This is a genomic window from Massilia polaris, from assembly GCF_012927275.1.
Lineage (GTDB): Bacteria > Pseudomonadota > Gammaproteobacteria > Burkholderiales > Burkholderiaceae_D > Telluria_A > Telluria_A polaris.
The window spans coordinates 245,512-269,179 of the sequence record NZ_JABBGG010000006.1; the positions used below are offsets into that span (position 1 = coordinate 245,512).

The window sequence follows — 23,668 nt, forward strand, 5'->3', positions numbered from 1 at the left end:
CTCGAGCTGAGATGCTCGGGATCGCAGGGTCGTCGGTCTGACGTGGCGCAGCTACGGTAACTTTATCAGGAGTTGCCCTTGCCGCCATTTTTTTCTGGCCCCGCCGTTCCAGCCATCCTGGCCCTCGCAGACGGGACAATATTTAAAGGTTTTTCCATTGGCGCCGCCGGCCATACGACCGGAGAAGTGGTCTTCAATACCGCGATGACCGGTTACCAGGAAATCCTCACCGATCCTAGCTATTCGCGCCAGATCGTCACCCTGACTTATCCGCACATCGGAAATACCGGCGTCAACCTCGAAGACGTCGAGGCGACCAAGGTTCACGCCGCCGGCCTGATCATCCGCGACCTGCCGCTGATGGCCTCGAATTTCCGTTCTACCCAATCGCTGTCCGATTACCTGAAGGCCGAAGGCATCGTCGCCATCGCCGGCATCGACACCCGCAAGCTGACGCGCATCCTGCGCGAAAAAGGCGCGCAGGGAGGTGCGATCCTGGTCGGTAACCAGGGCGTGGAGCCGAAAGAGTCGCAGGCGCTGGAGCTGGCGCGTTCCTTCCCTGGCCTGGCCGGCATGGACCTGGCCAAGGTGGTCTCGACCCCGAAAGCCTACGCGTTCACCGAAACCGAATGGACCCTGGGCGAAGGCTACGGCAAGCTGACCGATCCCAAGTTCCACGTGGTCGCCTTCGACTACGGCGTCAAGAAGAACATCCTGCGCATGCTGACGCAGCGCGGCTGCAAGGTGACGGTACTGCCGGCACAGGCCACCGCCGCCGACGCGCTGGCGCTGAACCCGGACGGCATCTTCCTGGCCAACGGCCCGGGCGACCCGGAGCCGTGCGATTACGCGATCGCAGCCTCGAAAGAGCTGATCGAGCGCGGCATCCCGACCTTCGGCATCTGCCTCGGCCACCAGATCATGGCGCTCGCTTCCGGCGCCAAGACCATGAAGATGAAATTCGGCCACCACGGCGCCAACCATCCGGTGCAGGACCTCGATTCGAAGAAGGTGATGATCACCTCGCAAAACCACGGCTTCGCGGTCGATGCGGCCACCTTGCCGGCCAATTGCCGCGTCACGCACGTGTCGCTGTTCGACGGTTCGCTGCAGGGCTTCGCCCGTACCGACAAGCCGGCGTTCTGCTTCCAGGGCCACCCTGAAGCATCGCCTGGACCGAACGACGTAAGTTACCTGTTTGACCGCTTCATCAGCCTGATGCAAGCGGGCGGGAAAAAAATAAATGCAGGGGAAAAAGTAGATGCCTAAGCGTAGTGACATTAAAAGTATTCTGATCATTGGCGCGGGCCCGATCATCATCGGCCAGGCTTGCGAGTTCGATTATTCCGGAGCACAGGCGTGCAAGGCGCTGCGCGAAGAGGGCTACAAAGTCATCCTCGTCAACAGCAACCCTGCGACCATCATGACCGATCCTGAGATGGCCGATGTCACCTACATCGAGCCGATCACGTGGAAAGTCGTCGAGCGCATCATCGCCAAGGAACGTCCTGACGCGATCCTGCCGACCATGGGCGGCCAGACCGCGCTGAACTGCGCGCTCGACCTGCACCGCCACGGCGTGCTTGCGCAGTACAACGTCGAGCTGATCGGCGCGACGCCCGAGGCGATCGACAAGGCCGAGGACCGCTCCAAGTTCAAGGAAGCAATGACCAAGATCGGCCTCGGTTCGGCGCGTTCGGGCGTGGCGCATTCGATGGATGAAGCGTGGACCGTTCAGCGCGAGCTGGGCTTCCCGACCATCATCCGTCCGTCGTTCACCATGGGCGGCACCGGCGGCGGCATCGCCTACAACGAAGAAGAATTCGAGACCATCTGCAAGCGCGGCCTGGAAGCGTCGCCGACCAAGGAACTGCTGATCGAAGAGTCCCTCATCGGCTGGAAAGAGTACGAGATGGAAGTGGTGCGCGACAAGGCGGACAACTGCATCATCATCTGCTCGATCGAAAACCTCGACCCGATGGGCGTGCATACCGGCGACTCGATCACCGTGGCGCCTGCACAGACGCTGACGGACAAGGAATACCAGATCATGCGCAATGCCTCGCTGGCAGTGCTGCGCGAGATCGGCGTCGACACCGGCGGCTCCAACGTCCAGTTCTCGATCAACCCGGAAGACGGCCGCATGATCGTCATCGAGATGAATCCGCGCGTGTCGCGTTCGTCGGCACTGGCGTCGAAAGCGACCGGCTTCCCGATCGCCAAAGTGGCGGCCAAGCTGGCAGTCGGCTTCACCCTCGACGAGCTGCGCAACGAGATCACCGGCGGCGCGACCCCGGCATCGTTCGAGCCGTCGATCGACTATGTCGTCGTCAAGATCCCGCGCTTCACGTTCGAGAAGTTCCCGGCAGCCGACCAGCACCTGACCACCCAGATGAAATCGGTGGGCGAGGTGATGGCGATCGGCCGTACTTTCCAGGAGTCGTTCCAGAAGGCGCTGCGCGGCCTTGAAGTGGGCGTCGATGGCCTGAACGAGAAGACCAAGGACCGCGAGAAGATCGAGGAAGAACTGGGCGAGCCAGGACCGGACCGCATCTGGTACGTGGGCGACGCGTTCGCGCAGGGCTTCACGCTGGAAGAAGTGCACCAGCTGACCCGCATCGATCCGTGGTTCCTTATCCAGATCAAGGAAATCGTCGACATCGAACTGTGGCTCGATACGCAGAAACTCGAGAACCTCGACAAGCCGCTGCTGTACAAGCTGAAGCAAAAGGGCTTCTCGGACCGCCGCCTGGCGTTCCTGCTGCAGACCACCGACAAAGTGGTGCGCGAGAAGCGCCATGCGCTCGGCATCCGTCCGGTGTACAAGCGCGTCGATACCTGCGCGGCCGAGTTCTCGACCAACACCGCGTACATGTATTCGACCTACGACGAAGAGTGCGAGTCGAACCCGACTGACAAGAAGAAAATCATGGTGCTGGGCGGTGGCCCGAACCGTATCGGCCAGGGTATCGAATTCGATTACTGCTGCGTCCACGCGGCGCTGGCGATGCGCGAAGACGGCTACGAGACCATCATGGTCAACTGTAATCCGGAGACCGTGTCGACCGACTACGACACCTCCGACCGCCTGTACTTCGAATCGCTGACCTTGGAAGACGTGCTGGAAATCGTCGCGCTGGAAAAACCGGTCGGCGTGATCGTGCAGTACGGCGGCCAGACCCCGTTGAAGCTGGCGCTCGACCTGGAAGCGAACGGCGTTCCGATCATCGGCACCTCGCCGGACATGATCGACGCGGCCGAAGACCGCGAGCGCTTCCAGCAGATGCTGCAGACGCTCGGCCTGCGCCAGCCGCCTAACCGCACCGCGCGTACCGAAACCGAAGCCCTGGCGCTGGCGCAGGAAATCGGCTACCCGCTGGTAGTGCGTCCTTCGTACGTGCTGGGCGGACGCGCGATGGAAATCGTCCACGAGCAGCGCGACCTCGAGCGCTACATGCGCGAAGCGGTCAAGGTGTCGCACGATTCGCCGGTGCTGCTGGACCGCTTCCTGAACGACGCGATCGAATGCGACGTCGACTGCATCTCCGACGGCGTCACCACCTTCATCGGCGGCGTGATGGAGCACATCGAGCAGGCCGGCGTCCACTCGGGCGACTCGGCATGCTCGCTGCCGCCGTACTCGCTGTCGCAGGAGACCATCGATGAACTGAAGCGCCAGACCTCGCTGATGGCCAAGGGCCTGAACGTGGTCGGCCTGATGAACGTGCAGTTCGCGATCCAGAAGCAGGAACGCGACGGCGAAATGCGCGATACGGTATACGTGCTCGAAGTGAACCCGCGCGCATCGCGCACGGTGCCGTTCGTGTCGAAGGCGACCGGGCTGCAGCTGGCGAAGATCGCGGCGCGCTGCATGGTCGGCCAGACGCTGGAATCACAGGGCATCACGAAGGAAGTGATCCCGCCATACTTCAGCGTCAAGGAAGCCGTGTTCCCGTTCGTGAAGTTCCCGGGTGTCGACACCATCCTCGGACCTGAGATGAAGTCGACCGGTGAAGTCATGGGCGTGGGCATGACCTTCGGCGAAGCGTTCGTGAAGTCGCAGATGGGCGCCGGCGTCAAGCTGCCGGAATCGGGCAAGGTCTTCCTGTCGGTGAAATCGTCCGACAAGCCGCGCGCTGTCAAAGTGGCGCGCGACCTGCATGAGATGGGCTTCCAGATCGTGGCGACCAAGGGCACCGCGGCGGTCATCAACACCGCAGGCATTCCGTGCCAGGCGGTCAACAAGGTGATCGAAGGCCGTCCGCACGTTGTGGACATCATCAAGAACCACGAGATCTCGCTGGTGATCAACACGGTCGAAGAGAAGCGCAGTGCGATTGTCGACTCGCGCGCGATCCGTATTTCGGCTTTGGCGGCTGGCGTGACGACATACACTACAATAGCGGGTGCGGAGGCTGCGGTCGAAGGCATGCGTCATCTCGACGAGTTGCGCGTGTACGATTTACAAGGCCTGCATAAAACCTTAAACTAAGCAGCAAGCAGTACCACTAACCACAGGGCTCGTGAGGCTTTTGTCTCGCGGGCTCTGTGGTTTTCACTTTCTAGTTGATACCGAATACGATATGAACAACACTGTTCCACTTACCAAATACGGCGCCGCGCTGCTCAAGGACGAACTTCATCAACTGAAGACCAAAGAGCGCCGCAGTGTGATTGAGGCGATCGCTGAAGCGCGTTCGCACGGCGACCTGTCCGAGAATGCCGAGTACGACGCAGCCAAGGAACGCCAGGCCTTCGTCGAAGGCCGCATCTCGGAACTGGAAGGCAAACTGAGTTCGGCCCAGATCATCGACCCGGCCACCCTCGATGCCGAAGGGCGCGTGGTGTTCGCATCGACCGTGGACCTGGAAGACCTGGAAAACGGCCAGAAGGTGACCTACCAGATCGTCGGCCTCGATGAAGCGGACCTGAAGCTGAACAAGATTTCGGTGACCTCGCCGATTTCGCGCGCGCTGATCGGCAAGTACGCCGGCGACGTGGTTGAAGTGCAGGCCCCGTCGGGCCCGCGCGAATACGAAATCCTCGAAGTCAAGTACATCTGATGCTGACGCGTTTGCGCCTGCTGGTTGCCGCACTGTGGGCGGGCAGCCTGTGGACGGTTGGCTACCTGGTGGCGCCGACTTTGTCGAACACGCTAGCCGACCGCAAGATGTTCGGCAATATCGCGGCGGGTATTTTCCGCAGCGAGGCGTGGCTGACCGTGGCGTGCGCGCTGGCGATGTTTGTGCTGGTGATGCTGGCCACGGACCTCGACGCCAAGCGCAAGCGCACGCTCAATTTCATCGTCGGCGCGATGCTGGCGTGTACGGTGATTGGGTATTTCGGCATGCAGCCGGTGATGGCGATGCTGCGTGAAGCGGCTGGTACGCAGGGTGTGATGGATTCGAACCTGAAGATGAAGTTCGGGATCGTGCACGGCGTGGCCGCGCTGATTTACCTGGCGCAGAGCGTGCTGGGGGTGTCGCTGGTGCTAAAAAGCCGAGCCTGAATGTAGGGCGGAATGCGCGGGGGCGCCGAGCCTTCGCTTTCCCACCCTACGAAAACCCTCGCTTAACCGAGGCTCTTCTTGGAACTGGTCTGACGCGGCTTGGCACGCTTGATGTTGCCGCCGGCCGTAACCCGCTCGTTGCCCTTGATCATAACCTTGGTCACGCTAGGGCGCTTGGTGCCGCTGGCGCTGGCCTTGACGATGGTGACTTCGCGCATACCTTTGCCTGACTTGGAGCTGCGCTCCTTGACGGCTTCGACTTTCGGGCGGTAGATCACCAGCAGCTTGCCGATGTGCTGGACCGGCGCCGCGTCGAGTTCTTCGCAGATGGTGTCATACATGGCGACGCGCGCTTCACGGTCGTCGCCGAATACACGTACCTTGATCAGGCCGTGCGAATCGAGGCTGGCCGCGACTTCCTTCATTACTGCCGGAGTCAGGCCGGCTTCGCCAACGATTACGACAGGCTTCAGTCCGTGGGCTTCGGCGCGCAGTGCGCTGCGCTCGACGGGGGTAAGTTTTTGCATAATATTTTAAGATAATCCTTTAAAAGCAGTATTCTACGCGAATGGCAAAGAACAAATTAAACAAAAACTGGTTGCACGACCACATAAACGATCCCTATGTCAAATTGGCACAGAAAGAGGGATACCGTGCACGCGCCGCTTACAAGCTCAAGGAAATCGACGAACAGGAGAAACTGATCAAACCGGGCCAGATCGTGGTCGACCTCGGTTCCACTCCAGGCAGCTGGGGCCAGTACGTCCGTAAGAAGATGTCGGGCAAGGAGGGGGGCGGCATCAATGGCACCATTATCGGCCTCGATATGCTGCCGATGGAGCCGATTGCCGACATGCACTTCATCCTGGGCGACTTCCGCGAGGCGCGCAGCCTGCGTGCGCTCGACGCGATTTTGCAGGGACGCAAGTGCGACGTGGTGCTGTCGGACATGGCGCCGAACCTGTCGGGTATTCCGACGGCCGACTCCGCGCGCATGGAGCATCTTATTGATCTGGCAATTGAATTCTCGCAGTTCCACCTGAAACCATCGGGCGCGCTCGTGGTGAAATGTTTCAAGGACATGGGTTTCAGCCAGATCGTGGAGAAATTCCGTTTCGAATTTAAGACTGTTAAACAAGTCAAACCCAAGGCAAGCCGGGATAAGTCGTCGGAAATCTTCCTGGTCGGCCGCGGGCTGAAAAATCCTACCGAAAAGAATCACGCTGCAGATGATGAATCTGCTCTTGATATTTGACCGCATAGCCGCACATCTTGCGCAGGAAACCCGCAGGTAGAATGGGTTTCCAGCGCTTTTTTGGCCAGGATCGCGGGCGTGCGTGGCGCGCCCTGCTGATTGATAGTAGAATCGGCCCTTATATTCGGTAAAAAGATGCCCCCGGCATCGAAGGAGTTTTCGTGAATAATATGTTTTCCAAATCCGCCATCTGGGTGGTCGTCGCGCTGCTGTTGTTCATGCTGTTCAAGCAGTTCGACACCCAAAGCGTCGCCGGCGGCAGCAAGTCCATCGCTTATTCCGAACTGCTCGATGAGGTCAAGGCGCGCCGCATCAAGGACGTCGTGATCGAAGGCGCCAACATCACCGCTACCCGGGTCGACGACTCCAAGGTACGCTCGACCGCCACCGTGCTCGACCGCGGCCTGATCGGCGACCTGCGCGAGAACGGCGTGCGCTTCGACATCAAACCGCCTGAGGAGCCTTCGTTCCTCCAGCAAGTCTTCATTTCCTGGTTCCCGATGCTGCTCTTGATCGGCGTCTGGGTATTCTTCATGCGCCAGATGCAGGGCGGCGGCAAGGGCGGCGCGTTCTCCTTCGGCAAGTCCAAAGCACGCATGATGGATGAGACCAACAACACCGTCACCTTCGCCGACGTCGCAGGCTGCGACGAAGCCAAGGAAGAAGTCACCGAAATCGTCGACTTCCTGAAAGACCCTACCAAGTTCCAGAAGCTGGGCGGACGCATTCCGCGCGGCGTGCTGATGGTTGGCCCTCCGGGCACGGGTAAAACCCTGCTGGCGCGCGCCATCGCCGGCGAAGCCAAGGTGCCGTTCTTCTCGATCTCGGGTTCCGACTTCGTTGAAATGTTCGTCGGCGTCGGCGCCAGCCGCGTCCGCGACATGTTCGAGAACGCCAAGAAGCAATCCCCATGCATTATCTTCATCGACGAGATCGACGCTGTCGGCCGCCACCGCGGCGCCGGCATGGGCGGCGGTAACGACGAACGCGAACAGACGCTGAACCAGCTGCTGGTCGAGATGGACGGTTTCGAGGCCAGCTCCGGCGTGATCGTCGTCGCTGCAACCAACCGCGCCGACGTGCTGGACAAGGCGCTGCTGCGTCCGGGCCGCTTCGACCGCCAGGTGGTGGTTGGCCTGCCGGACATCCGCGGCCGCGAGCAGATCCTCCACGTCCACATGCGCAAAGTGCCTATCGCTACCGACGTCAAGGCCGACATCCTGGCCCGCGGCACCCCTGGTTTCTCGGGCGCCGACCTGGCTAACCTGGTCAACGAAGCAGCGCTGTTCGCGGCCCGCCGCAGCAAGCGCCTGGTCGAGATGAGCGACTTCGAGGACGCCAAGGACAAGATCTTCATGGGTCCCGAGCGCAAGTCGATGGTCATGCGCGAGGAAGAGCGCCGCAACACCGCCTTCCACGAGTCCGGCCACGCCGTCATCGCCAAGCTGCTGCCGAAGGCTGACCCGGTGCACAAGGTCACGATCATGCCGCGCGGCTACGCCCTCGGCCTGACCTGGCAGCTGCCGGAACACGACAGCCTGTCGGGCTACAAGGACAAGATGCTCGAGGAAATCTCGATCCTGTTCGGCGGCCGTATCGCGGAAGAACTGTTCGTCGGCCAGATGTCCACCGGCGCCTCGAACGACTTCGCCCGCGCAACCAAGCTGGCCCGCTCGATGGTGACCCGCTTCGGCATGAGCGACAGCATGGGCGTGATGGTGTACGAGGACAGCGAGAACGAAGGCTTCTTCGGCGGCGCCACCAAGACCATCTCGGAAGCGACCCAGCAACAGGTTGACGCCGAAATCCGCGCCATCCTCGACAGGCAGTACGCCCTGGCGCGCCGCTTGCTTGAAGAGAACCGCGACAAGGTGGAAGCGATGACCAAGGCGCTGCTCGACTGGGAAACCATCGATGCGGACCAGATCAACGACATCATGGCCGGCAACGAGCCGCGTCCACCGAAGTTCGAAGTGCCGCCAAAGCGCAACCAGCCACCGGGCAGCGGCTCGGGCGATGTGTCGCCAAACGCGACCGCACCTGCGTAAAGCTCAAATTCCGCCAGCAACAGATATAATGCCGTTCAGATAATTACTGAACGGCATTTTTTCATTGCGGCGACAAATTGCCCCGCCGGAGACTGCCTTACCGAATGCGACAATACCTGCAATGCGGCCGCTTTGGCTTCGACCTCGACGCACGCCCATTGGTGATGGGCATCCTCAACGTCACCCCGGATTCGTTCTCGGACGGCGGCCGTTTCCAATCGCTTGAATTTGCCGTTTCGCGCGCCGAGGAGATGATTTCCGAAGGCGTCGACATGATCGACATCGGCGGCGAGTCCACGCGGCCGGGATCGCCCGCGGTACCGCTGGACGAAGAGCTGCGCCGCGTCATCCCTGCCGTGTACGCGCTGCGCGACCTGGGCAAGCCCTTGTCGATCGACACCTATAAGCCGGAAGTGATGCGCGAAGCTATCCTGGCCGGCGCCGACATGATCAACGACATCAACGCCTTCCGTGCGCCGGGTGCTTTGGCAGCCGTTGCCGACAGCGACTGCGCCCTGTGCGTGATGCACATGCAGCGCTCGCCCGAAACAATGCAGCAAAGCCCCGAATACGCCGATGTGGTGGAGGAGGTCGTCGCCTTCCTGCGCGAGCGCGTCGAGGCCATGGTTGCGGCGGGAATCGAGCGCCAGCGCATCTGCATCGACCCTGGCTTCGGCTTCGGCAAGACGGTGGAACATAATTACGCCTTGCTGCGCAACCTCGGCAAGATGCAGCAGGACCTGGGCCTGCCGGTACTGGCGGGTTTGTCGCGCAAGTCGATGATCGGCGCCGTGACCGGCAAGCCGCTGGAACAACGCCTGGCCGGAAGTTTGGCCGGGGCATTGGCTGCGCTAGCGCATGGCGCTAGAATTGTCCGCGTACATGATGTAGCCGAAACGGTAGATGCATTCAAAGTGTGGCAAGCAGCCGCAATCCATTAATTCATAGAAAATAAGAGACATCATGGGACGTAAATATTTCGGTACAGACGGTGTGCGTGGCCTGGTAGGCGTAGCGCCAATTACCCCTGACTTCGTGATGCGCCTCGGCTACGCCGCCGGCAAGGTACTGGCCCGCAACGGCTCGGCCTCCGGCCGTCCGACCGTACTGATCGGGAAGGACACCCGCATTTCCGGCTACATGCTGGAAGCCGCGCTGGAAGCGGGCTTCTCGGCCGCCGGCGTCGACGTGCAACTGGCCGGCCCGATGCCGACCCCTGCGATCGCCTACCTGACCCGCGCGCTGCGCCTGTCGGCCGGCGTCGTGATCTCGGCGTCCCACAACCCGTTCCAGGACAATGGCATCAAGTTCTTTTCGCAGTACGGCACCAAGTTGCCGGACGCGGTGGAGCTGGAAATCGAAGCAGGAATCGACCAGCCGATGGAATGCGTGCCGGCCGAAAAGCTCGGCCGCGCCAAGCGCCTCGACGACTCGCAGGGCCGCTACATCGAATTCTGCAAGAGCACCTTCCCGAACGAGCTGGACCTGCGCGGCATGAAGATCGTGGTCGACAGCGCCCATGGCGCCGCCTACCACATCGCCCCGCACGTATTCCACGAACTGGGCGCCAAGGTCATCTCGATCGGCAACACACCGGACGGCTTCAACATCAACGCCGGATTCGGCGCGACCGCACCGCAGGCGATGGCTGCCGCCGTTGTCGAGCATGGGGCCGACCTCGGCATCGCGCTGGACGGCGACGCCGACCGCCTGATCATGTGCGACGCGAAAGGGCGCCTGTACAACGGCGACGAACTGCTGTACGTGATGGTGCGCGACCGCATGACGGTCGGACCGGTTGCCGGTGTGGTCGGCACCTTGATGACCAACATGGCGCTCGAGGTGGCATTCAAGGAACTCGGCATCGGCTTCGCGCGCGCCAAGGTCGGCGACCGCTACGTGCTGGAAGTCATGCAAGAGAAGGGCTGGCTGTTCGGCGGCGAAGGTTCGGGCCACCTGTTGGCGCTCGACAAGCACACCACCGGCGACGGCATCGTCTCCGCGTTGCAGGTTCTGTCGGCGCTGAAGCGCAGCGGCAAAGGGCTGGACGAATGCTGTGACGAGCTGACCCTGTACCCGCAAAGCCTGATCAACGTGAAGGTGCCAGCCGGGTTCGACTGGACCCAGAACGCCGGCATGGTTGCGGAAAAGGAGAAGGCGGAGAAAGAACTGGGCGACGCCGGGCGCGTGCTGATCCGCGCATCGGGCACGGAACCGCTGATCCGCGTGATGGTCGAAGCCAAGACCCAGCAACTCGCAGAAAGCACAGCCCGCCGCATCGCAGACAAAGTTACAACGTGACCCGTCGTTTCCGCGAAAGCGGAAACCCATTTTGCGGCGTGCCAGACGTACGCTGTCACTCAGCCGTGGCAGCAGATCGAAATGAAGGTTGCTGCTTCCCACCCCGCAACAACCATTCCAAATACTTTACCCGCGCACATTGACCACTTTCGGTCGGCGCAGTATAATTGAGTCTTCGGAGTGTGGCGCAGTCCGGTAGCGCACCTGGTTTGGGACCAGGGGGTCCAAGGTTCGAATCCTTGTACTCCGACCAAGTTAAAAAGACGGGCTGTCATTGAGTTGGCGGCCCGTTTTTCATTTCCGCGGAGAATTCTTCTCCGCAACACAAACTGCCCATAGCTCAGTTGGATAGAGCATCAGCCTTCTAAGCTGAGGGTCGCAGGTTCGATTCCTGCTGGGCAGGCCAAAAAACGTCGAAATCGGCGTACATCCACTGGCATTGCAATGTAGTCCTGTGCCGCATGTGCGTTGGACACCAGGGCTAACCTGGATGCGAAATCAATTCCTGATCGTAGACTTGAGGACGGATCGACAGAAGCCTGGCAACCCTGAGTCGTGTTACCGGAACCCCCTGACACAGAACTGCGGCGGCTGTTGGTTGAACTTGGAGCGCGCGGCTTCACGCGCGATGACGGGCACGAAGCCTGGATCTACAAAGATCTGCGTCCGCTCGAGCACCAGAGCGTCGTCGAAGCGTGGGAGCGCAACTTGCGTTCAAATGAGGATACTCAGCGGTGAGCAGTCACGAATTCCGAGCGGCACCAGGCTCGAAATCACGACAAGGGCAACCAGGGTTGCGATGATGGCAAATGGTATGTAGGTGTTTATACTTCCGCAATAATCATGGTAGCAAGTACCACGGCCCCCGCGGTGCCGTTCCAGCCAATTTTTCGCCGGAACTGAGCCTGACTAGGGTTCGATGACCGGTTCGGCGACGATCTCATAGCGATCCCGGCCCGCGCGTTTCGCCGTGTACATGGCGCCGTCCGCCTGCCGGATGATCTCGTCGGCGCTCATGCCGCGCCGGTAGAATGCCACGCCGATGCTGGTGCTTACCGATAAGCCCAACCTGCCCACCTGGAACGGCGGGTGCATCGCAGCGACCAGTTTGCCGGCGACGCGTTCCGCTGCGGAACGGTCGCTGATATCGTCCAGCAGCAGCGCAAACTCGTCGCCGCCGAGGCGGGCAACGACGTCCATGTCGCGTACCGTGGCCTTGATACGCGCAGAGAACGCCGTCAGCAAAGCATCGCCGACGTCATGCCCATAGGTATCGTTCACGCTCTTGAAGCGATCAATATCGAAATACATCAGCGCGAACTGGCCGCCCTTGCGCTTGATGCGCGCAATCGCTTGCTCGAGGTGATCGTAGAAAAATGTCCGGTTCGCCAGTTTGGTCAGTCCGTCGTAATGCGCCAATTCGCGCAGCTGGCTTTCCATCTGCTTGCGCAGCGTAATGTCCTCATACAGTCCAAGCAATGCGACCGTTTCGCCATCGATATTGCTTAGCGGAATTTTGCTCGTGCGCAGCCAGACGACGCTTCCATCGGCGCGGTTTTGCTGTTCTTCGTAGTTGACCTTGGCCTTGCCGGTCGCGAGCGTCGCCGCGTCCTCGGTCCGAGACGAGTCGGCACTGGCGTGCCAAGCCAGGTCGAAATCGCTCTTGCCGATGATCTGCTCCGGTTGCTCCAGCCCGGCGTCGTCACAAAACGCCTTATTGCAACCGAGATAATCCAGCTTGGTATTCTTCCAAAACACGCGTTGCGGAATATGGTCAATTACCAGCTGCAGCATTTGCTTCGATTCCTTGAGTTCCCATGCGCGCTCGCGCTGTGCGGTGATGTTTTCCGCGATCCCCACCACGTGGGCGACCCGGTCGTTCGTCTTCATCGGGATCATGATGACGCTCAGCTGAATCTCGTGGCCCTTGCCGTCGATAATCGCCGAGTCGTAGGTGACAGAATTGCCGCTCAGCGCTTGCTCGAATTGCTCGCGCGACATGTCTTGCTTGGCGGGGATGATGAGTTGCTCGATCGACTTTCCGATCAGTTCCTCCCTGCTCATCTTGAACTCGATGAGGGCGCGTGCGTTGGCGTTGATGAAGCGCCGTTGCCGGTCGAGCAGATAGACGGCCGACGGGTGGCTTTCGAACACTTCATCGAAGCGCAGCGTTTGTTTGTAGCTGCCCAGCCTGGCCCGGTTGCGGCGAAGCCAGGCCGCCATTGCCCACGCCAGGGTTAGCGACGCGCCCAGCCCGCCCACCAGGATCACGTTGCCCATCGAACTCTCGTAACGCGCAAAATACTGCGGCCTGGGATAGAAGAACAATTGCCAATGCCGGCCGCCGAAGATCACCGACGCGCGATGCGCGACACCGAAAGCGCGTTCGCCCGACGCGCGCGGCACGCGCTCGCCACTCTTGTACAGGACACTCGCACCATCCACGATGTCGAGGTCGAATTCTGAGCGGAACGCGTCGCCCAGCGCCCGTTCAATCATGGCCGGCACGTGGTAGATGGAGAACACGAAACCGCGCAGCGCGACACGCCGCTCTTCGACGGTGCTTGAAGGCAATGCCCGGTCGTAGATCGGCGTGAACGCCATGATGATTGGCACCATACCCGGCGCCGTCACGTAGTGGTGCTGCTCGGTGGCAATGGTCTGGCCCGAGTCGCGCGCCTGCTGCATCGCCGTCCAGCGCTGGGGGATACCGGAAAAGTCGAGTCCGCGAATGCCCAGCGAGCGTTTGTCGCGCGGCGCGGCGTACAGGTTGGGAAAGGCGAAGTCCGGATCGGTGCCCGAACCTTTTATCGCGAAGCCCGGCGCCTCGGCCTGCACACTGGCTTCAAATGACTGCGCCGCGGCACGCGGCACGCGGGGTATGTAGCCGATGTAGCGCAAGCCGGGATGATCTGTCAGTGCGTCGACAGTGGCGAGGTAGGTGTCGTAGTCCTTCAGGTTGGTCGGGCCGGATGCGGCGATGAACCCGCCGAACCCCCTGGTGAGATGCAGGTAGGCGTCCACGCCATGCTGCAGCGCCAGTACCGATTCGGTCGCATCGGCCTTCGCATGGATGGCGATGCGTTCGCGTTGCGTCCGTTGCTGCGCCAGGAAGGCGAGCAGCGTGACGACGCACGATATGATCAGCAGCAGGGAGACCGGGGCGTTTTCGCGAACCCGTGAGCGGGTGGATCGTGGCATCTGGAAGCCCGTAAGGGTGAAATACCTCACCGTTTCATCTACTTCTCCGCTCCAGCCAATCCGCGGTGCTGCGTGTACTGGACCCGGCTGAGCCAGGACCAATATAGCATGCAGCCTTGCGAGGGCTCCGTTCGCTAACGCAAGGCGCTCGCGCCGGCCGCGGCGCGCAGCTGGTCCAGCTTGGCCTCCAGCGAAGCCGCCGATACCGGGCCGACGTGCGCATCGACCAGGCGTCCGCCGGCGTCGTAGAAGAGTGTCGTCGGCATGCCGGAAGAGCCGACCGCGCGGCCCGTCGCGCCCGACTGGTCGAGCAGGACATTGTCGAGCGCCAGCGAACCGCCACGCAGGTAGTCAAGCACAGTACCGGCTTCTTCGCGCTGGTTCGCGAACACGAAGGTGATGCCGCGCTCGCGCTGCTGCGCCGCCGCCAGCACCGGCATCTCGCGCCGGCATGGCGGGCACCATGTCGCCCACAGGTTCACCACCATCGGGCGGCCCCGGGACAGCTCCGGCAACACCACCGCTTGTCCGTCCAGCGTCGCCAGTGTCACCTGGGGCACGGCCTTTTCTTCGCTCATGCCGAGCATCGCCGGCGCCCCCGACATGAACCACGCGAACGCGCCGGCGAGGACCCCCGCGACCAGCGGATTGCGCAGCGCATTGTGGCGGTAAGCGCGAAAGCCGCCGTATCCAAGTGCCGCGCCGATGCCGGCAAGCGGCGCGAAGCCGCCGTCGCGAATGTCGATGATGGACAGGGGCGACTCGCGGTAAAGTTCGAACCAGCTCGCGACGAAGGCGATGCGCGCGGCGATCAGGCCGATCACCAGCATATCGACCAGCAGGCCGCCGATGCGGACCTTGTCGCGCCGTCCGACCCAATGACCGACGGCGGTCGCAATGACTAAACTGCTTAGCAGGAAGAGGTGGCTCGCCTGGATGCTGAGCGGGCCGAGGTTAAAGTTCATCATGGCAGGCATCGTCGAATTGAAAGGTCTATTGTGACAGGCCGCGCAGCGCACGAGGGCGCAGCAGGAACCGCGATAGAATCCGATACGTCGCCTCTCGCCGGTGCCTGCCGATGCCAAAGCTTGCCTGGGTCCTGATTCCGCTTGCGGCCTACGCCGCAATCCTCGCCGTGCTGGCCTGGCGCGGACGCGCGCCTGCGCGCCTTGCGCTGAATGTCCAAACCAGCCTGCTGTTGCTGGCCTACCTGCTGGCAACCGCGGGCCTCGGGATCTTCTGGGTCGCCAACCAGCAGCTGCCGGTGTTCGACTGGCACTACCTGTTCGGCTACGCGACGCTGGCGCTGATGTCGGTCCATCTTGTATTCAACCTGCCGATTGTGCTGCGCTGGTTCGCGCGCAAGCAGCCGAAACCCCAGCCGGCGAAGCCCGGCGGGCCACGGCTGGTGCTCCAGGCGACGGCCCTGGCGGCGGCATTCGGCGTGGCGTACTTTGTCGGAACACGCCAGGCCGGCGATGCGCTGCCGGCCGTCGGCCCTGGCGACATGCCCGCACCGGTGCAGGCGGTGATCCAGTATCACGCGTTTTCGTCGGCCTCGCGCGGCGGCGTTTTCAAGCGGGCGCCCGGCGTTGAATGGGGATCGCCGCCACCGGTATTCAAGCGATATGGCGGCGTGAAGACGATTGCGCTCGCACGCGGCGCCACTGGCGGCGCCGTTCTTGGCGAGATGCTGCGCGCGCCCGCCGGCGGGCAAGGGCGGCTCGGCCTCGCCGCCCTGGGCGAGCTGCTGTACCTCTCATCGGGCATCACACAGCGGCGCGGAGGCAACGCGCTGCGTGCGGCGCCGTCGTCCGGCGCGCTGTTCCCCAGCGAGCTGTATGTGGCCGCACGTTCGATGGAAGGACTGGCGCCGGGCCTGTATCACTACGATCCCGAGCACCATCGGCTCGATGTCCTCGGGCCGCTCCCGGTCACGCTTGGCGCAAGCGCAGCAGACCGCGCTGACGCGGCCATCGTACTGAGTTCGATCTTCCGCCGCACTGGCTACAAGTACCACAACCGCGCCTACCGTTACGCCGCTGCCGACGCCGGCCACCTGCTCGAGAACGTACGTCTCGCCGCGCACGGCGCGGGCATGCACGCCCAGCTGCTGCCGGCGTTCGACGACGACGCGGCCGCGCGCGCCATCGCCGCCGATGGCGTGGAGGAGGGCGTGCTGGCGCTGGTCGCCTTGAACCGGAAAACGAACGACCGACTGGCGCCGGAGCGCTTTACGGCCGTCGGCGACCTGCGCGCGTCGGCGATCGGCGTCACTGGCCTGGTCCAGCGCGCGACATCGCTGCGGCACCACGCGCAAGCCATTGCCGAAATCGTTTCCTTGCCTGCGCCCGAACCGGCCAGCCGCGGCCTGCACGAGACCATCGTCAACCGCCGCAGCGAGCGCCGCTTCGGCGGCGAGGCCATGCCGCTCGCGGCCTTGTCGTCGCTGCTTGCCGATGCGGCGCAGCCTGTGCAGCTGTCCGACGCGGTGACGCTCAATATCGTGGTCAACCGGGTGGCCGGCCTGCCGCGTGGGATTTACCGCTACCTGCCGGGCCATGCGCTGCAACGGGTGCGCAGCGGCGACTTCCAGGCCGCGGCCCAGTCGGCCGCGCTGTCGCAGGATGTCATCGGCGATGCTGCCGCGGTCCTGATCCTGTCGGCCGACCGCGACCAGGTCCTCGCACAGGGCGCGCGCGGCTACCGACACGTATTGATCGAGGCCGGGCTGGTGGGCGAACGCTGGCTGCTCGGCGCCACCGCGCGCGGCCTGGCTGGCTGCCCGGTAGGCGCGTTTTACGATGACGAGGCTGCCGCCTTGCTCGGCGCCGATCCCCAGCGGCATTGGGTGCTTCACTTTGCGGCAGTCGGGCCGCGCGCTCCCCCTTGAAGCCCGGGCAATTGCGCCTTCTCAAGTAAGGCCGGGCCGCCACCCCGTACGCTAATCGGGATGGGCCAGCCTCGCATTCTTCACATCAGCAACGATTTCTTGTGGACCAAAGTTCACAAGAATTTGTACACCCAGCTGGACCGGCTCGGCGTGCAGCAGGACATCTTCACGCCACTGCGCAAGCACTCCGATCCCGCCAACAACCGGATCGACTTCACGGTGGCGGGTTCCGCGCTGCGGTTCTCCGGCGTGCTCAGCGGATATCACCGCGTCTTGTTCAAGCAAAAGATCTGCAAGCTGTACCGGGACCTCGACGCCTTCGGCATTGCCGGTCAATGCGATCTCGTCCATGCCACGACCCTGTTCAGCGATGGGGCGCTGGCGTACGAACTGTTCAGGAAATACGGCAAGCCTTACGTCGTGGCGGTCCGCAACACCGACATCAACATGTTCCTGAAATACAAACCGCACCTGGTTTTCCTCGCGCGCAAGATACTCGACAGCGCGCAGCGACTGGTCTTTATCAGCCAATCCAATTTCGACAATTTCTTCAAGCACCCGCTGGTCGCCATGTTCGCCGGACCTTACCGGGCGAAGGCCGTGGTCATCAACAACGGCATCGCCCAGCTCTGGCTGGAGAACCTGCATGTCCGCAAGCGCCCATCGGCCAGCCATATCCTGTTTATCGGGCGCTTCGACCGCAACAAGAATGCCGTGCGCCTGATCGAGGCCTTCCTGGCGCTGCGCCAGTTGCGTCCTGGAATAAGGCTGAGCCTGGTTGGCAGTGCGGGTTCGCGCCTGGACAAGGTGCGACGGCTGGCCGCACGCCATGCCGGGTGCATCACCTTTTATGGCCCGGTGGCGCCCGGCCCCGAATTGCTGCAGATCTGCCGCGCCTGCGACATATTTGCCATGGTGTCGCACCACGAAACGTTTGGGCTGGTCTATGTCGAAGCGCTGTCGCAGGGTTTGCCAGTGCTGTTCAGCAAAGGACAGGGGATCGACGGCACCTTCACGGGGAACGTCGGCCTGCCGGTGGATCCGTCGTCGGTGCAGGACATCGGGCGCGGGCTGGAACGAATGATCGACAACTATCCATCGTTCGATCTCAGCCAGATAGGGTTCGAGCGTTTTGGCTGGGAAAGCATCGCCGCACGGTACCTGGAAATGTATCGCGCGATACTATCGTCCGCGCCGGCTTTTCGTTAAAATTCTGACATGGTGCGAACTCGACAGTTTCCAACCAACTCTTGCGTGAGGCAGTCATGGCTTTGGCCGGTAGTCAACCAGGCGTTCCCATCGTGCCGGCTCCATGTTCCGGGCGGGCACGATAGCGCCCGCAGCGGCCGCGCCGTCGCACGACGCCGGCAACCGCCGACTCGTCGCCGGACTGCTGGTCTCGCTGCTGCTGCACGCCCTTATTTTGTCGCTCCAGTTCGGCGTGCCAGGCATGGCGCTGCAAGGGGCGCGCTCCGCAATCGATGTCACGCTGGCACCTATGCTGCCACCGGTCACGCAGCCGCAGTCCGAGCCTGTCGCCGCCGATCCCGTTCCGCCTGGGCCGCCGGCACCCGTTACGGGCATGCGCCTGGTCGATCCGGTCGCAAGGCCCGCACCGCCCCCGCCGCTGCATCCAGCGATGGTCCGGAAAGACAAGCCGCGCAAGGCTCGCCGCATCAGCACGCCGCTACCCCAGCCCGAAGCAGATGCGCCCGTGCGCGTGATCGCACAGGCCAGCAATCCGGCCAGCGACTTCGTGGTTCCGCTGCCGCAGCCGGAAGAATCCGTACAGAAGACGATCGACCCCGCCGAGGCCCAGCGTGGCAGCGACGATGTCGCCGAAGTGCGGCAAGACGAGGCGCCGCTGCCGGAACTGGCGCAGCCATTGCTCGCCCAGCGCGAGGCGGAGGCGCAGTTGCAGAAGGCGGCCGACGAGGAACGTATTGCTGCGGTTGCGGCACGCGATGCCCTCGCGCAGCAGCGCCAGGCACAGGAAAATGCTAAGCAGCAGGAGTTGGCGGAACGGCTTTTCCATCAGCGCCGCGCCCAGGAGCTGGCGGAACGGCAGAAGTCGGAGGAACTGCTTGCCCAGCAGCGCCGTCAGCAGGAACTTAGCGAACGCAAGAAGCTCGACGAGCAGCTCGCCCGGCAGCGCCTTGCGCAGGAACTGGCTGAGCGCCAACGCCAGGAAGAACTGGCGGCGCGGCGGCTCGCGGAGGAGCGCGCCCGCAACGCCCAGGCCCCCGAACGCGGGTTGGCGCAAGCGCGCGCGGCACCGGCCGGCGATCCGTTCGGCGCCGCCGACGGGCAGGGCGCTGGCGGCGGCAGCAAGGCCGCTGCGGGCAATCACGGCAGTAACCTTGCGAACCGGGTGCGCGAGCTGAGCAAGGGACTGGACCTGCTGACCGGCGCGCCGCCCGTGCGTCCGCGCGCCGACAGCGAACGCCAGCAGCGCCGCGTGGTGGTCGACAACGCCGAACGCGACGTACCCTTGCGTATGTATGTGGAAAGCTGGCGCCAGAAAATCGAGCGTAACGGGGGCATGAATTTCCCCAGGCTGATCGGCGAGCGCGCGCGCATCGACCCGCTGGTCAGCGTCGCCGTGCGCAGCGACGGCAGCATCGAGGACGTGACCATCGTCCGCTCCAGCGGCCGCCAGGATACCGACGAGGCGGTTCGCCGCATCGTCCGCCTCAACGCCTTGTATTCAACGTTCCCGCCAAACATCGCGTCGCGTTACGACGTCATCGAGATCCGCCGCATCTGGACTTTCGACCAGGTCCTGAAGCTGATCGAGGAAGTGCGTTAGCCCGTTCCAGCAGCGTTACCGCTTATCCAGGCACATCTCTTCACGGTGCAAATATGCTTAGGCCGCCATTTGATATGCGCCAAAGCCGTTGTCATCGCGCTCACTTACTCTGGATCAGACAGGTAACTTGTCGGGAGCATCAGCACGGCCGCGCCCGACAGGCAATGTGAACGGGTACCAATCATGAAAAATACCGCACGATCCCGATGCAAGCTTTGCGCGGCGCTGCTGCTCGCGCTCGTGCTTACCGGGTGCGCCGCAAGCGGCAGCCGTATTGAAATGCCGGACGTCGCCGAGCCGGGCGCACCGGCAGCGGACGCCCCCGCTACCCAGCTCATCACCGAACAGCTGATCGTCACCGAGAAACAGCAGCGCGAGCAGCGCGCGAACCAGGCGCTGGACCACCTTGTCGTGGCCGATCCGCCGCCTTACAAAATCGGTCCCGGCGACATCCTGTCGATCGTCGTGTGGGACCACCCCGAACTCGCGGGACACGGGCTGGTGGCTTCCAGCAGTTCGGCCGAGGCTGGCACAACCTCGACGCCGCCGCAGGGCTTTGTCGTCGATTACGAAGGCAAGGTGCAGTTCCCGTTTGCCGGGGCGCTCAAGCTGGCCGGGCTGACCGAGGAACAGGCGCGCAACCTGCTGGTCTCGCGGCTGGCGCGCTACATCGCCCAGCCCAACGTCACGCTGCGCGTGCAGTCGTATCGCAGCAAGCGTATCTATATGGATGGCGAGGTCCGGCTGCCCGGCCTGCAGGCGATCAATGACATCCCGATGACCCTGCTCGAAGCCCTGAACCGCGCGGGCGGCTTGCAGCCGACCGCCGACCAGAGCCGCATCGTGCTCGAACGCGACAAGAAACGCTACAACCTCGACCTGCGCGAACTGGTTCAGAAGGGCGTCAGTCCCGGCAGCATCCTGCTGCTCAACGGCGACGTCGTGCGCGTGCACTCGCGCGACGAAAGCAAGGTGTTCGTGTCCGGCGAAGTGGTCACGCCGAAGGCGCTGACGATGCACAACGGGCGCCTCAGCCTCAACGAAGCGCTGGGCGAGTCGGGCGGCATCAGTCCCATGACCGGCGATGCGCGCCAGGTATTCGTGGTGCGCAAGGCCTTGGACGGCACCCGCGTCTTCCAGCTCGACGCGCGCCAGACGGGGGCGCTGGCGATGGCCGAAGCCTTCGAGCTGCATCCGAAAGACCTGGTGTACGTCGCCGCCTCGCCGCTGGCCAACTGGCACCGCAATCTATCGTTGTTGTTCCCCGGCGCGCTGTCGCAGGCGGTCGGCGCCACCCGGCCGTAAATCGCCACGAGGGCAATCCACATGAACCGACCCGCCGACCAGCATCCGATCTCCAATGTGCTGACCAGCCCGCCGATGCTCAGCATGCCGGTCGAACCGCGCTATGAGCACCAGGTCGAACCGGAAGAGCCGGGACTGCGCAGCTATATCAATATCCTGTATGACAGCCGCTGGCTGATCGGGCTGGTCACATTCCTGATCACGACGGTGGCGGTGGTGTACGCGCTGGTGGCCAATCCGGTGTACCAGGCCAACCTGCTGATCCACGTCGAGGAAGAAAGTCCGAACGCGTCGAAGAACATCCTGGCCGAGGTTTCGTCGCTGTTCGAGACCAAGAAAGACGCGATCGCCGAAATGGAGCTGCTGCGCTCGCGCATGGTCATTTCGCATGCGGTCGACAACCTGCAGCTGTATATCGAGGTGCGGCCCAAGTATTTCCCGGTGATCGGCTTCTGGTTCGCCGGACGCGCCGACGCCGGACTGTCGGAGCCCGGCATCTTCGGCCATGGCGGCTATGTGTCGGGCTCGGAGAGGGCGGCGGTGTCGGTGTTCGACGTGCCGGAACCGTGGCACAACCGGCGCTTCGTGATTACCGCGATGGGCGACAGGGTCTATCGCCTGAGCGGCGGCGGCCAGGCGCTGGTGTACGAAGGACGGGTCGGCACCACGCTCAAGACGCAGGCGGGCGGCGGCAAGCTCGAACTGCGCATCGACAGGCTGGACGCGAAACCCGGCGCCGAATTTTATCTGCGGCGGCTGTCGCGGCTCGGCACCATCGAAGGCATCCAGACCGCGATGGTGATCAGCGAGCAGGGCAAGCAGTCGGGCATCATTGAAGTGCGCTTGCAGGGCGACGACCCGCAGCGCATCAACAATGTGCTCAGCGAAATCGGCCGCGAATACATGCGTCAGAACCTCGCCCGCAAGACCGAGGAAGCCGAGAAGTCGCTGGCCTTCCTGAACCTGCAGCTGCCGGCACTGAAACGCCAGCTCGAACAGTCGGAAGAACGCTACAACCATTTCCGCAACAGCCACGGCACGGTCGACATGCGCGAGGAAGCGCGCATGAGCCTGCAGCAGGCGGCGGAAGCGCGCAGCCGCCGCATCACGCTGCAGCAGAAAAAGACCGAGCTGCTGACGCGCTTCACCGAAGACCACCCGATCGTGCGCGGCGTGAACCGCCAGAGCAGGGAAGTCGAAGCCGAAATCGAGGACGTGCAAAAGCGCATCAAGTCGCTGCCCGTGCTGGAACAGGACGAAGCGCGGCTGGTTCGCGAAATCAAGGTCAACACCGACCTGTACACGGCCCTGTCCAACACCGCCCAGCAACTGCGCCTGATTTCCGTGGGCCGGGTCAGCAACGTGCGCATGATCGACGCGCCGATGGCGCCGGAGCGGCCGATCAAGCCGAACCGTCCGCTGATCGTGGTGCTCGCTGCGATTACCGGCATCTTCCTCGGTACGCTGATCGCCTTCGCGCGGCGCGCGCTGAACGGCGGCATCGACGACCCGCAAAAGATCGAACGGCTGCTGGGAGCGCGGGTGGTGTATGCAAGCATTCCGCACAGCGCCAACGAAAAAAAATTCAGCCGCAAGGCACGCGACGACGGCGGCAAGCTGCCCTTGCTGGCCCAGGCAGCCCCTGAAGATATCGCAGTCGAAAGCCTGCGCGGCTTCCGCGCGGCGCTGCTGTTCGCGATGCCGCACTTCCGCAATAACATCGTGATGATCACCGGGCCGGCGCGCGGACTGGGCAAATCGTTCGTGACGGTCAACCTGGCGGCGGTCATGGCGGCCAGCGGCAAGCGCGTGCTGCTGATCGATGCAGACCTGCGCAACGGGCACCTGCACCGTTACTTTGGCGTGGGCCGCGAGCATGGGCTGGCCAGCGTAATCGCAGGCGCCACGCCGGTGGGCGAGGTCATCCATCGCGGCGTGCTGGAAAACCTCGACTTCATTCCCACCGGCGCATTGCCGCCGAACCGGTCCGAGTTCCTGCTGCACCTGAACTTCGGCACCTTGCTGGAAGCGGTGAGCGCCGCGTACGACCTGGTGCTGCTCGACCCGCCACCGATCCTGGCGGTCGCTGACGCGCTGATCATCGGCGCCCACGCCGGCGCCGTGTTCATCCTGGCGAGGGCGGGGCGCACGACCGAAGAAGAGATCAACGAGTCGATCAAGCGCCTCAACCACGCCGGCATCTCGCCGCAGGGCGTGTTGTTCAATGACTTGGCGCTGCGCCTGTCCGGCTGCCGCTACCAGTTCCATTACGAACAGGGCGCACAGCTCGGCTACAGCAAATAGAACGTCGCCAGACAAACAGCGCGTGCGAGGCGGTATACCCCGC

16 protein-coding genes and 2 tRNA genes are annotated in these 23,668 nt (G+C 63.1%); 15 read left to right on the top strand and 3 right to left on the bottom strand.

Annotated elements, in window-relative coordinates; translation table 11 throughout:
* Positions 1 to 78: 78 nt before the first annotated feature.
* The 4 genes from carA to HHL21_RS12735 all read left to right on the top strand — a co-directional run bounded on the left by carA (position 79) and on the right by HHL21_RS12735 (position 5,509).
* Entirely contained in the window at positions 79 to 1,269 is a 1,191-nt protein-coding gene (carA, locus tag HHL21_RS12720) for a glutamine-hydrolyzing carbamoyl-phosphate synthase small subunit (protein ID WP_169466334.1), read from the top strand.
* On the top strand, positions 1,262 to 4,492 hold the full coding sequence (gene carB / locus HHL21_RS12725; protein WP_169466341.1) for a carbamoyl-phosphate synthase large subunit: 3,231 nt from the start codon (positions 1,262 to 1,264) through the stop codon (positions 4,490 to 4,492). The genes carA and carB overlap by 8 nt, the downstream gene beginning before the upstream one ends.
* A 91-nt stretch (positions 4,493 to 4,583) precedes the next feature.
* The gene (greA, locus tag HHL21_RS12730; protein WP_169466343.1) at positions 4,584 to 5,063 is read left to right on the top strand and encodes a transcription elongation factor GreA; all 480 of its coding nucleotides are present in this window, start codon (positions 4,584 to 4,586) and stop codon (positions 5,061 to 5,063) included.
* Positions 5,063 to 5,509: a DUF4149 domain-containing protein gene (locus tag HHL21_RS12735; RefSeq protein WP_206085750.1), complete on the top strand. Its 447-nt coding sequence runs from the start codon at positions 5,063 to 5,065 to the stop codon at positions 5,507 to 5,509. Before greA ends, HHL21_RS12735 begins: the two co-directional genes overlap by 1 nt.
* Before the next feature lie 62 nt (positions 5,510 to 5,571).
* Here HHL21_RS12735 and HHL21_RS12740 read toward each other — a convergent pair whose 3' ends face one another.
* Complete coding sequence (locus HHL21_RS12740) at positions 5,572 to 6,036, bottom strand: YhbY family RNA-binding protein (protein WP_169466345.1); 465 nt, start codon at positions 6,034 to 6,036, stop codon at positions 5,572 to 5,574.
* A gap of 41 nt (positions 6,037 to 6,077) precedes the next feature.
* On the opposite strand from HHL21_RS12740, the gene HHL21_RS12745 reads away from it, so the two are divergent.
* The 6 genes from HHL21_RS12745 (at position 6,078) to HHL21_RS12770 (ending at position 11,519) form a co-directional block, all read left to right on the top strand.
* Complete coding sequence (locus HHL21_RS12745) at positions 6,078 to 6,764, top strand: RlmE family RNA methyltransferase (protein WP_169466347.1); 687 nt, start codon at positions 6,078 to 6,080, stop codon at positions 6,762 to 6,764.
* Between the two features lie 161 nt (positions 6,765 to 6,925).
* The gene (ftsH, locus tag HHL21_RS12750; protein ID WP_169466349.1) at positions 6,926 to 8,812 is read left to right on the top strand and encodes an ATP-dependent zinc metalloprotease FtsH; all 1,887 of its coding nucleotides are present in this window, start codon (positions 6,926 to 6,928) and stop codon (positions 8,810 to 8,812) included.
* Positions 8,813 to 8,916: 104 nt separating this feature from the next.
* Entirely contained in the window at positions 8,917 to 9,753 is an 837-nt protein-coding gene (folP, locus tag HHL21_RS12755; protein WP_169466350.1) for a dihydropteroate synthase, read from the top strand.
* A 22-nt stretch (positions 9,754 to 9,775) separates the two neighbouring features.
* On the top strand, positions 9,776 to 11,113 hold the full coding sequence (gene glmM / locus HHL21_RS12760; protein ID WP_169466352.1) for a phosphoglucosamine mutase: 1,338 nt from the start codon (positions 9,776 to 9,778) through the stop codon (positions 11,111 to 11,113).
* A 176-nt stretch (positions 11,114 to 11,289) separates the two neighbouring features.
* A tRNA-Pro gene (locus HHL21_RS12765) sits at positions 11,290 to 11,366 on the top strand.
* A gap of 76 nt (positions 11,367 to 11,442) precedes the next feature.
* A tRNA-Arg gene (locus tag HHL21_RS12770) sits at positions 11,443 to 11,519 on the top strand.
* 503 nt (positions 11,520 to 12,022) lie between these two features.
* Here the strand turns inward: HHL21_RS12770 and HHL21_RS12775 are convergent.
* Both HHL21_RS12775 and HHL21_RS12780 read right to left on the bottom strand, forming a co-directional pair.
* A complete protein-coding gene (locus HHL21_RS12775; protein ID WP_169466359.1) occupies positions 12,023 to 14,416 on the bottom strand; it encodes a sensor domain-containing diguanylate cyclase in 2,394 nt (797 codons plus the stop codon).
* Between the two features lie 32 nt (positions 14,417 to 14,448).
* Positions 14,449 to 15,282, bottom strand: a complete 834-nt coding sequence (locus HHL21_RS12780; RefSeq protein WP_169466361.1) for a TlpA disulfide reductase family protein — start codon at positions 15,280 to 15,282, stop codon at positions 14,449 to 14,451.
* Positions 15,283 to 15,392: 110 nt separating this feature from the next.
* Between HHL21_RS12780 and HHL21_RS12785 the strand changes: the two genes are divergently transcribed.
* From HHL21_RS12785 to HHL21_RS12805, 5 genes are all read left to right on the top strand, one after another.
* Positions 15,393 to 17,207: a SagB/ThcOx family dehydrogenase gene (locus HHL21_RS12785; protein WP_169466363.1), complete on the top strand. Its 1,815-nt coding sequence runs from the start codon at positions 15,393 to 15,395 to the stop codon at positions 17,205 to 17,207.
* Between the two features lie 99 nt (positions 17,208 to 17,306).
* Complete coding sequence (locus HHL21_RS12790) at positions 17,307 to 18,416, top strand: glycosyltransferase (protein WP_169466365.1); 1,110 nt, start codon at positions 17,307 to 17,309, stop codon at positions 18,414 to 18,416.
* 103 nt (positions 18,417 to 18,519) lie between these two features.
* The gene (locus HHL21_RS12795; RefSeq protein WP_169466367.1) at positions 18,520 to 20,016 is read left to right on the top strand and encodes a cell envelope integrity protein TolA; all 1,497 of its coding nucleotides are present in this window, start codon (positions 18,520 to 18,522) and stop codon (positions 20,014 to 20,016) included.
* 183 nt (positions 20,017 to 20,199) lie between these two features.
* Positions 20,200 to 21,321 (top strand): polysaccharide biosynthesis/export family protein, encoded by a 1,122-nt coding sequence (locus HHL21_RS12800; RefSeq protein WP_169466369.1) that lies wholly within the window; start codon positions 20,200 to 20,202, stop codon positions 21,319 to 21,321.
* A gap of 21 nt (positions 21,322 to 21,342) precedes the next feature.
* Positions 21,343 to 23,625, top strand: a complete 2,283-nt coding sequence (locus HHL21_RS12805) for a polysaccharide biosynthesis tyrosine autokinase (protein ID WP_169466371.1) — start codon at positions 21,343 to 21,345, stop codon at positions 23,623 to 23,625.
* Positions 23,626 to 23,668: the final 43 nt, after the last annotated feature.

What these genes read in the sequence shown, in the direction of transcription:
- HHL21_RS12780 (WP_169466361.1), bottom strand. Translation starts at nt 15,282, where the DNA reads ATGATGAACTTTAACCTCGGCCCGCTCAGCATCCAGGCGAGCCACCTC.
- HHL21_RS12735 (WP_206085750.1), top strand. Translation starts at nt 5,063, where the DNA reads ATGCTGACGCGTTTGCGCCTGCTGGTTGCCGCACTGTGGGCGGGCAGC.
- HHL21_RS12805 (WP_169466371.1), top strand. Translation starts at nt 21,343, where the DNA reads ATGAACCGACCCGCCGACCAGCATCCGATCTCCAATGTGCTGACCAGC.
- HHL21_RS12740 (WP_169466345.1), bottom strand. Translation starts at nt 6,036, where the DNA reads ATGCAAAAACTTACCCCCGTCGAGCGCAGCGCACTGCGCGCCGAAGCC.
- greA (WP_169466343.1), top strand. Translation starts at nt 4,584, where the DNA reads ATGAACAACACTGTTCCACTTACCAAATACGGCGCCGCGCTGCTCAAG.
- HHL21_RS12795 (WP_169466367.1), top strand. Translation starts at nt 18,520, where the DNA reads ATGTTCCGGGCGGGCACGATAGCGCCCGCAGCGGCCGCGCCGTCGCAC.
- HHL21_RS12785 (WP_169466363.1), top strand. Translation starts at nt 15,393, where the DNA reads ATGCCAAAGCTTGCCTGGGTCCTGATTCCGCTTGCGGCCTACGCCGCA.
- folP (WP_169466350.1), top strand. Translation starts at nt 8,917, where the DNA reads ATGCGACAATACCTGCAATGCGGCCGCTTTGGCTTCGACCTCGACGCA.
- HHL21_RS12745 (WP_169466347.1), top strand. Translation starts at nt 6,078, where the DNA reads ATGGCAAAGAACAAATTAAACAAAAACTGGTTGCACGACCACATAAAC.
- glmM (WP_169466352.1), top strand. Translation starts at nt 9,776, where the DNA reads ATGGGACGTAAATATTTCGGTACAGACGGTGTGCGTGGCCTGGTAGGC.
- carB (WP_169466341.1), top strand. Translation starts at nt 1,262, where the DNA reads ATGCCTAAGCGTAGTGACATTAAAAGTATTCTGATCATTGGCGCGGGC.
- HHL21_RS12800 (WP_169466369.1), top strand. Translation starts at nt 20,200, where the DNA reads ATGAAAAATACCGCACGATCCCGATGCAAGCTTTGCGCGGCGCTGCTG.